Annotated in this window: 8 protein-coding genes; 3 read left to right on the top strand and 5 right to left on the bottom strand. The window is 64.1% G+C overall.

Going from position 1 to position 7790, the window contains the following annotated elements:
* The coding region (gene serA, locus Q0L57_RS00005; protein WP_296736038.1) for a phosphoglycerate dehydrogenase at positions 1-1493 on the top strand (1493 nt) is incomplete at its 5' end.
* An 83-nt stretch (positions 1494-1576) separates the two neighbouring features.
* On the opposite strand, the gene Q0L57_RS00010 is transcribed toward serA, so the two are convergent.
* Together Q0L57_RS00010 and Q0L57_RS00015 are read right to left on the bottom strand one after the other, a co-directional pair.
* Complete coding sequence (locus tag Q0L57_RS00010; protein ID WP_296736040.1) at positions 1577-1999, bottom strand: SH3 domain-containing protein; 423 nt, start codon at positions 1997-1999, stop codon at positions 1577-1579.
* 146 nt (positions 2000-2145) lie between these two features.
* Positions 2146-3045, bottom strand: a complete 900-nt coding sequence (locus Q0L57_RS00015; protein ID WP_296736042.1) for a DMT family transporter — start codon at positions 3043-3045, stop codon at positions 2146-2148.
* A gap of 204 nt (positions 3046-3249) precedes the next feature.
* Between Q0L57_RS00015 and Q0L57_RS00020 the strand changes: the two genes are divergently transcribed.
* The gene (locus Q0L57_RS00020) at positions 3250-4548 is read left to right on the top strand and encodes an adenylosuccinate synthase (RefSeq protein ID WP_296736044.1); all 1299 of its coding nucleotides are present in this window, start codon (positions 3250-3252) and stop codon (positions 4546-4548) included.
* Between the two features lie 70 nt (positions 4549-4618).
* A complete protein-coding gene (locus tag Q0L57_RS00025; protein WP_296736047.1) occupies positions 4619-6484 on the top strand; it encodes a hypothetical protein in 1866 nt (621 codons plus the stop codon).
* A gap of 12 nt (positions 6485-6496) precedes the next feature.
* Here the strand turns inward: Q0L57_RS00025 and Q0L57_RS00030 are convergent, their stop codons facing one another.
* From Q0L57_RS00030 to Q0L57_RS00040, 3 genes are all read right to left on the bottom strand, one after another.
* Positions 6497-6796 (bottom strand): CcdB family protein, encoded by a 300-nt coding sequence (locus Q0L57_RS00030; RefSeq protein WP_296736050.1) that lies wholly within the window; start codon positions 6794-6796, stop codon positions 6497-6499.
* Positions 6796-7038, bottom strand: coding sequence for a type II toxin-antitoxin system CcdA family antitoxin (locus Q0L57_RS00035; RefSeq protein ID WP_296736051.1), 243 nt, complete (start codon positions 7036-7038; stop codon positions 6796-6798). The genes Q0L57_RS00030 and Q0L57_RS00035 overlap by 1 nt, the downstream gene beginning before the upstream one ends.
* 60 nt (positions 7039-7098) lie before the next feature.
* A partial coding sequence (locus Q0L57_RS00040) for an ATP-binding cassette domain-containing protein (protein WP_296736054.1) occupies positions 7099-7790 on the bottom strand: 692 nt, incomplete at its 5' end.

Genomic DNA, 7790 nt, shown 5'->3' on the forward strand with positions numbered 1-7790 from the left:
AAAAGCTGCTCGAAGTGATCGGCCAGTATGACGGCCTCGCCATCCGCTCGGCGACCAAGGTCACGGAGAAGCTGATCAATGCCGCCGGCAGGCTCAAGGTCGTCGGCCGCGCCGGCATCGGCGTCGACAATGTCGACATCCCGGCTGCCAGCCGCAAGGGCATCATCGTGATGAACACGCCCTTCGGCAATTCGATCACCACGGCCGAACATGCCGTCGCCATGATCTTCGCGCTCGCCCGCCAGATTCCGGAAGCCAACGCCTCGACGCATGCCGGCAAGTGGGAGAAGAACCGCTTCATGGGCATAGAGATCACCGGCAAGACGCTGGGCGTGGTCGGCTGCGGCAATATCGGCTCGATCGTCGCGACGCGCGGCGTCGGCCTGAAGATGCACGTCATCGCCTTCGATCCGTTCCTGTCGGACAGCCGGGCAGAAGAGCTCGGCGTCGAGAAGGTCGAGCTTGATGAACTCTTCGCCCGCGCCGATTTCATCACCTTGCACACGCCGCTGACCGACAAGACGCGCAACATCATCAATGCTGATGCGATCGCCAAGATGAAAGACGGCGTTCGCATCATCAATTGCGCGCGTGGCGGGCTCGTCGTCGAGGCCGACCTGGTCGCGGCGCTGAAGAGCGGCAAGGTGGCGGGAGCGGGTGTCGACGTGTTCGAGGTCGAGCCGGCCGAGCAGAACGCGCTGTTCGGGATGGAGAATGTGGTGGCCACCCCCCACCTTGGCGCCTCGACCACCGAAGCGCAAGAAAACGTGGCTCTGCAGGTGGCCGAGCAGATGAGCGACTACCTGATCAAGGGCGCCGTCTCCAACGCCATCAACATGCCGTCGATCACGGCGGAGGAGGCGCCGCGGCTGAAGCCCTTCGTCAAGCTTGCCGAAGTGCTCGGCGCCTTCGTCGGCCAGGTCACCGAGGATCCGATCAAGGAGGTCGAGATCCTGTTCGACGGCTCGACGGCGACGATGAACACGCGGGCGCTGATCAGCGCAGCGCTTGCCGGCCTCATCCGGCCGCAGGTCTCCGACGTCAACATGGTGTCGGCGCCAATCATGGTGAAGGAACGCGGCATCATCGTCGCCGAGGTCAAGCGCGACAAGTCAGGCGTCTTCGACGGTTACATCAAGCTCACCGTCACGACCGAGCACAGGACGCGCTCGATCGCCGGCACTTGCTTCTCGGATGGCAAGCCGCGTTTCATCCAGATCAAGGGCATCAATCTCGACGCCGAGGTCGGCCAGCACATGCTCTACACCACCAATGCCGATGCGCCGGGCATCATCGGCCTGCTCGGCACGGTTTGTGGCGAGAATGGCGTCAACATCGCCAACTTCCAGCTTGGCCGCAACCGGCCGGGGGGCGACGCGATCGCGCTGCTCTATCTCGATGCGCCGTTCCCGGAGAATGTGCTGGATCAGCTGCGCGCGCACAAGTCGATCGACTCGGCCAAGCCGCTGCATTTCGATGTCGGCGGCGCCTGAGGCGGTATCGATGTGAAAAGCGCCCCGCACATTGTTATGCGCGGGGCTTCATGTCGGGCCTTGAAACGGGTCGTCCCGTCAAATCACTTGCAAGGGAACCCGGGCGCGATTTTGCACTGAGGCTTGTGTGGCCTCTGTGGCTTGTGGGGCTTGTGCGGCGGCCGATGATGCCAGTGCGGCGGCCGATGGTGGTGATGCGGCGGGCGGATGATGATGCGCGGCTGCACGATCACCGGCCGAACGACATGGGTCCGGTCCAGGTAATTTGCGTTGGCCCAGCCGTGGATGCCGCCAACACGGATCGAGCACCAGCTTCCTTCGCAATGGAGCAGCGTCACCTGCTGGCCGGCGGCCAAGGTGGCGACCCTTGCATAGTGAGCGCCTGGGCCGCTGCGTACATTCAGCGAGGTGGTGGCGTGGGCGAGGGTCGCAGCCGACGCCGAAACGGGAAACACGGCGAGGCCGACAAAGGCGACGATCAGTGCCGCGAGCATTCGGAAATTCATAGTCCCCTCCCTGCCTGAATGAAAATACACTAGACCTCGATATCTGGTCCCCGGAAGATGAGAAAGTCAATCGGCCCGGGATGGCCTATATATCCAAATATCGATATCCTTAATGATGTCGCATTGCTGGCGGCTTCTTGGCCTATTCATAGCATTTGCAGGGCCGCTCTTCTGCCGCTGTATTCAGCGAGTGCTATGCCCCCAAGCACGAGCGCGAGCGCAAGGCCCTGATAGGGTTGGAACTGTTCGCCGACGATCAGCACCGAAAGCAGCGTGCCGAAGATCGGCACCAGATTGATGAACAGGCCCGCCCGGTTGGCGCCGATCAGTTCGTTGCCCTTGATGTAGAGGACTTGCGAGACAACCGACGCGCCGAGCGCGGTGTAAAGCGTGAGCGCCCACCCCCGCGCGTCGGGGACGATGACCCGACCAGCCGCGACCTCCCAGACAAAGAAAGGTACCGAGGTGAGAAGGGCAGCAATCGACAGAACGAGCATCAGGCTCTGCCAGCGGATTGCCGGTTTCATGCGCAATCCCACCGAGTAGAGGCTGTAGCAGAGCACCGCGACGAGCATGATCGCGTCGCCGAAATTGAGATCGAGCTTCAGCAATTGGCCGAGGTCGCCATGGCTTGCGGTGAGCGCAACGCCGATGACGGTCAACGCGACACCGACGAGTTGCAGCCGCTGCACGCGCAGCCGGAAGAGAACGAAGTTGGCCAGGATGATGACGATCGGGATAGCGGCCTGCTCGATCGAGACGTTGATGGCGGTGGTGTAGTTCAGCGCGGTGTAGAAGATGACGTTGAAGATCGTGAAGCCGCAGGCGCCGAGGCCGGCCAGCAGCCGCCAATGCCTGCGCACCTGAGGCCAATCCTCGCGCAGCGTCCGCCAGCCAACGGGCAGCAGGATCAGCACAGCCATGACCCAGCGCAGGAAGACCAGCGTCATCGGCGATATGTGACCGACGGCGAGCTTGCCGGCCACGGAATTGCCGCCCCATAACAGCATGGTCGACAGAAGAAACAGGTAGGCGGCTCGATACATCGCAGGTTCCGTGCGGGGACGCGCGTTCGAAGATGGGAGCCGGCCTAATGCGCCCACCTCGGCAAGTAAATGATACGGAAGGCGGAATTTGTTGTGCCTCGGGGCGGTTTCGACGGCAAAAGAAGGGTCGCGTCGGCCGACACATGAGGCTATAGAGGCCTGTCGTTTTCAAGCCGCCAGGGCGGCGTCTCAAGGGAAAAGAACATGGCCAATGTGGTGGTCGTCGGCTCGCAGTGGGGCGACGAAGGCAAGGGCAAGATCGTCGACTGGCTGTCGGAGCGGGCCGACGTGGTCGTGCGCTTCCAGGGCGGCCACAATGCCGGCCATACACTGGTCGTTGACGGCAAGGTCTACAAGCTCTCGCTCCTACCTTCCGGCGTGGTTCGGGAAGGCAAGCTCTCGATCATCGGCAACGGCGTGGTGTTCGATCCGCATGCCTTCGTCGCCGAAGCGGCGAAGCTCAAGGAACAGGGCGTGGATGTGACGCCCGAGCGCCTGAAAATAGCCGAAAACACCGCGCTTATCCTTTCGCTGCACCGGGAACTGGACGGATTCCGCGAAGACGCCGCCTCGAACTCCGGAACCAAGATTGGCACGACCCGCCGCGGTATCGGCCCCGCCTACGAGGACAAGGTGGGCCGGCGCGCAGTCCGGGTGATGGATTTGGCGGATTTGGAAACGCTTCCCCTGAAGGTCGACAGGTTGCTGACGCATCACAACGCGCTGCGCCGCGGGCTCGGCCACCCGGAAGCGACTCACGAGGCGATCATGCAGGAGCTGACCTCCGTGGCCGGCGAGATCCTGCCTTACATGGACAGGGTCTGGAAGGTCCTCGACGACAAGCGCCGGGCTGGCGAGCGTATCCTGTTCGAAGGCGCGCAAGGCACCCTTCTCGACATCGACCACGGCACCTATCCGTTCGTCACCTCGTCCAACACCGTGGCCGGCCAGGCCGCCGCCGGCTCAGGCGTCGGCCCCGGTGCTATCGGCTATGTACTCGGCATCACCAAGGCCTATACGACGCGCGTCGGCGAAGGCCCGTTCCCGACCGAGCAGAAGAACGAAATCGGCGAATTCCTCGGCACGCGCGGCCACGAATTCGGCGTCGTCACCGGGCGCAAGCGCCGCTGCGGCTGGTTCGACGCCGTGCTGGTGCGCCAGGCCGTCGCCGTCAACGGCATCAAGGGCATCGCGCTGACCAAGCTCGACGTGCTCGACGGACTGGACGAGATCAAGGTCTGTACCGGCTACAAGCTCGACGGCGAGACGATCGACTATCTGCCGGCCAGCCAAGGCGCTCAGGCGCGCGTCGAGCCGATCTACGAGACGCTCGAAGGCTGGAAGGGAACCACGGCCGGGGCCAGGAGCTGGAACGCCTTGCCGGCGCAGGCCGTCAAATATGTCCGCTACATCGAAGAATTGATCGGCGCCCCCGTGGCGCTGCTTTCCACCAGCCCGGAACGGGACGACACGATACTTGTGACCGACCCGTTTCAAGACTAGTTTCACAGCCCTTCCCGGCGGTACGGCTGATTTGCGGCCGGCCGGGAAACGATTGCAGGTCACCTGACGCATGGCAGATTTCGTTAGCGTTCTGAAAAAGCAGCTCGAGAAGAAGGGCGAGCCCTCATTCGAGGTGCGCAAGCAGATATACGATGGTGCCCGCGCGGTGCTGGCCAAGAAGCTGGCGGATTATTCCCCACCGCTCGCGGCCGATGTCGTCAGCAAACAGAAGCGCTCGCTGGAAGATGCCATTTCAAGCGTCGAGCGAGACTATGTCAGGCGGGCTCCGGCCGAGGATCCGCTCGCTGAGTTGGAGCATATCTTTTCGTCCATCGACCGTAACAAGAACCAGCCGAGCCATGTCCGGCAGCCGACGGTGGCGAAGACTGAGCCTGCCAGGCCAGAGCCCTTCAGACCCGAGCCCTCCAGACCTGAGCCGTTCAAGGCCGCCCCCGCTGCCGCGCCCCGGGCGGAGCCGAGCTGGCAGACCCCGGCAAAGACGGAGCCGAGCTGGCAGGCCCCGGTAAAGACGGAGCCGAGCTGGAAGAGCGAGGCAAAGACCGAGCCGGGCCGACAAGGCGCGGTGAACATGGAGCCAGGCCGGCAAGGCACGGCGAAGGCGGAGCCGGATTGGCAGAAGGCGCCACCCATGCCGTCGCCGCGCGAGGACGATGTCAGCCTTCCCGGAATGAATGCTGCCGAGGCCGACGGCGACAACGATGTCTTCGCAAACGACGAGCAGCCGGCGGCCGATACTTTCCAGCGGCTGCGACCGCCTCCGCGCAAGCGCAGCTACGGCGGGCTGATCGCCGCCGTCATCGCGCTGCTCGTGCTGGGCGGCGGCGGTTATGGAATCTGGTTGAACAAGGCCGCGTTCGGCTCGCTGTTCGGCGTGGGCGGCAGCGGCAGCAAGACGGTTTCGACCGAGCCTCTGGTGAAGCCGGCTCCCGCGAAGCCGGCTACGGATACGGCGGCGGCGCCACCTGCGACCGGCACCACCGAACCAGCCGACACGACCAAGTTCACCCAGCGGCTGACGCCGGAAGGCAAAGAGACCGATCCTGGTCCGGCAGCCGGCCAGAGCACGATTGGCGAGGGCGAGTCCGTCGCCGCGCTGACGACGCGGCCCACTACGCCGCCGGCGTCCGCGGCCACGCCGCCAGCACCTGCGACCACGACGTCTGGCGCGACCCCGCCTGCAGCCGCAACCACGCCGGCGCCGGCCACCGCGGCCGCCAATCCGCCGACGCCAGCGGCCGGGACAACCCCGCCCGCGGCCAGCACCACCCCGCCCGCAGCCGGGACTTCACCGGCCCCGCAGCCGACGGCAGGGGCGACGACGCCTGCGGCGGCGACGCCAGCTGCTAGCGAAGCGACGGTGCCGGTCGGCCAGAAGGCGATCTTCTACGAGGAGCGCACCAGCACGCAGCAAGGCACGGCGGAACCCGGCAGCATCGTCTGGTCGCTGGTGCAGGAATCGCCCGGCGGCGACCTGCCGCCGGAGCCGGCGATCCGCGCCGAGGCGACGATCCCCGGCAAGAACATCCAGTTGCGCATGACGATCCGACGCAACACCGACCAGACCCTGCCGGCCAGCCATATCATCGAGATGATCTTCCTGACGCCTGAAGGGTTCGAGGGCGGCGGCGTCGACAACATCCTGCGCATCGCCATGAAGAGCTCGGAACAGGACGCCGGCAGCCCGCTGATCGGTATTCCGGCCAAGATCGCCGATGGCTTTTTCCTCGTCGCGCTCAACGACACCAAGGCCGACGAGGACGCCAACCTGACGCTGCTTCGCGGACAGTCCTGGATCGACGTGCCGGTCGTCTACAAGACCGGACGCCGGGCGCTGCTCACCATGGAAAAGGGCATTCCCGGCGAAAAGGTCTTCGACGAAGCGCTGAAAGCCTGGGCGGCGAAGACGTCGGGGTGAGGCGGGAGCGCCTTAAAAACCTTGAAAGAGCATATCGAGTGCCGCGACGATATCGTCGTGGTGACTCGTAAGATTAGTTCGATTTTCGCCGAGTTCGGTCGCAGCGACCGTAGCGATCAGGTGGGTGGCCATCACCATCTTCCGGCCGTTGATCTCGAAGATCGGATGCAGTTTGCGCATTGGCGAAGGTGCCGAGGTCAGCGGCAGAAGCGGGACGACCACGCGAGTCTTGAAGTGGTCCAGCAAGTCGGATTGAACGTCGAGCAGATATCCGCCTTCGATATCACCAGCGAAGACGTCATAACGCGCCATCAGAATTGCCGATGCCCGGCGAGCGGAATGCCATGCTTTTCGACATAGTCGTTCCAAGCGTCCATCGTCGCACGGTTTTCAAGCTTCCATAGCCGGGCCTTCTCGGCAGCGACCGCTTCCGCTATCCCCGCCTCCGCCGCGCGCGACACATTCACGTTGAGCCCCTTGGCCTCCGCCATGAGCTGGGAATCGATCGATAGGTTAGCCGGTTGACGCACCGCGTTCGTCGATGTCTTGCGCATGATAATCACCTCGATATGCGCATAGTGTATGCGCATCGGTTCGCCAGCGCAACGAGGATACTATCCCTCCATCTCTTCCCTCAACATCTCCAACTCCAGCCACTCTTCCTCGAGCGCTGCAAGCGTGGTGCGCTCCTTGTCGAGGGCGGCGATGGTCTTCTGGAACGAGGTTGGGTCGCGTTCGTAGAAGGAGGGGTCGGCGATGTTGTTTTCCAGCCGCGAGATCGAAGCCGCCACCGCCTCGATCTTCTTCGGCAGCGAATCCAGCGCGAACTTCTGCTTGAACGAGAGTTTCTTCGCCGGGCCTTTCACTGCGGCCTGATCGGCCTTCGGCGCAGAGCCCGCAGCGGCCGTTTCAGCCTTCGATCGTGCCTTGCGATCCTCGAGCCTGGAGCCGCCGCGTTGCGCCAGCATGTCGGAATAGCCGCCGGCATATTCGATCCAGCGCCCGCCGCCGTCCGGCGCGATCACGCTGGTGACGGTGCGGTCGAGGAAATCGCGGTCATGGCTGACCAGGATCACCGTCCCGGCAAAGCCGGCGACCAGCTCCTGCAGCAGCTCCAGCGTCTCCATGTCGAGATCGTTGGTCGGCTCGTCGAGTACCAAAAGGTTCGCCGGCCGCGCCAGCACGCGGGCCAGCAGCAGCCGCGCCCGCTCGCCACCGGAAAGCTCGCGCACCGGCGTGCGAGCCTGTTCCGGCTTGAACAGGAAATCCTTCATGTAGGAGACGACATGGCGCTGCTCGCCATTGA

Origin of the sequence: Mesorhizobium sp. (genome assembly GCF_024509055.1) — a bacterium.
Lineage (GTDB): Bacteria > Pseudomonadota > Alphaproteobacteria > Rhizobiales > Rhizobiaceae > Mesorhizobium.

What these genes read in the sequence shown, in the direction of transcription:
- Q0L57_RS00035 (WP_296736051.1), bottom strand. Translation starts at nt 7,038, where the DNA reads ATGCGCAAGACATCGACGAACGCGGTGCGTCAACCGGCTAACCTATCG.
- Q0L57_RS00030 (WP_296736050.1), bottom strand. Translation starts at nt 6,796, where the DNA reads ATGGCGCGTTATGACGTCTTCGCTGGTGATATCGAAGGCGGATATCTG.
- Q0L57_RS00020 (WP_296736044.1), top strand. Translation starts at nt 3,250, where the DNA reads ATGGCCAATGTGGTGGTCGTCGGCTCGCAGTGGGGCGACGAAGGCAAG.
- Q0L57_RS00010 (WP_296736040.1), bottom strand. Translation starts at nt 1,999, where the DNA reads ATGAATTTCCGAATGCTCGCGGCACTGATCGTCGCCTTTGTCGGCCTC.
- Q0L57_RS00015 (WP_296736042.1), bottom strand. Translation starts at nt 3,045, where the DNA reads ATGTATCGAGCCGCCTACCTGTTTCTTCTGTCGACCATGCTGTTATGG.
- Q0L57_RS00025 (WP_296736047.1), top strand. Translation starts at nt 4,619, where the DNA reads ATGGCAGATTTCGTTAGCGTTCTGAAAAAGCAGCTCGAGAAGAAGGGC.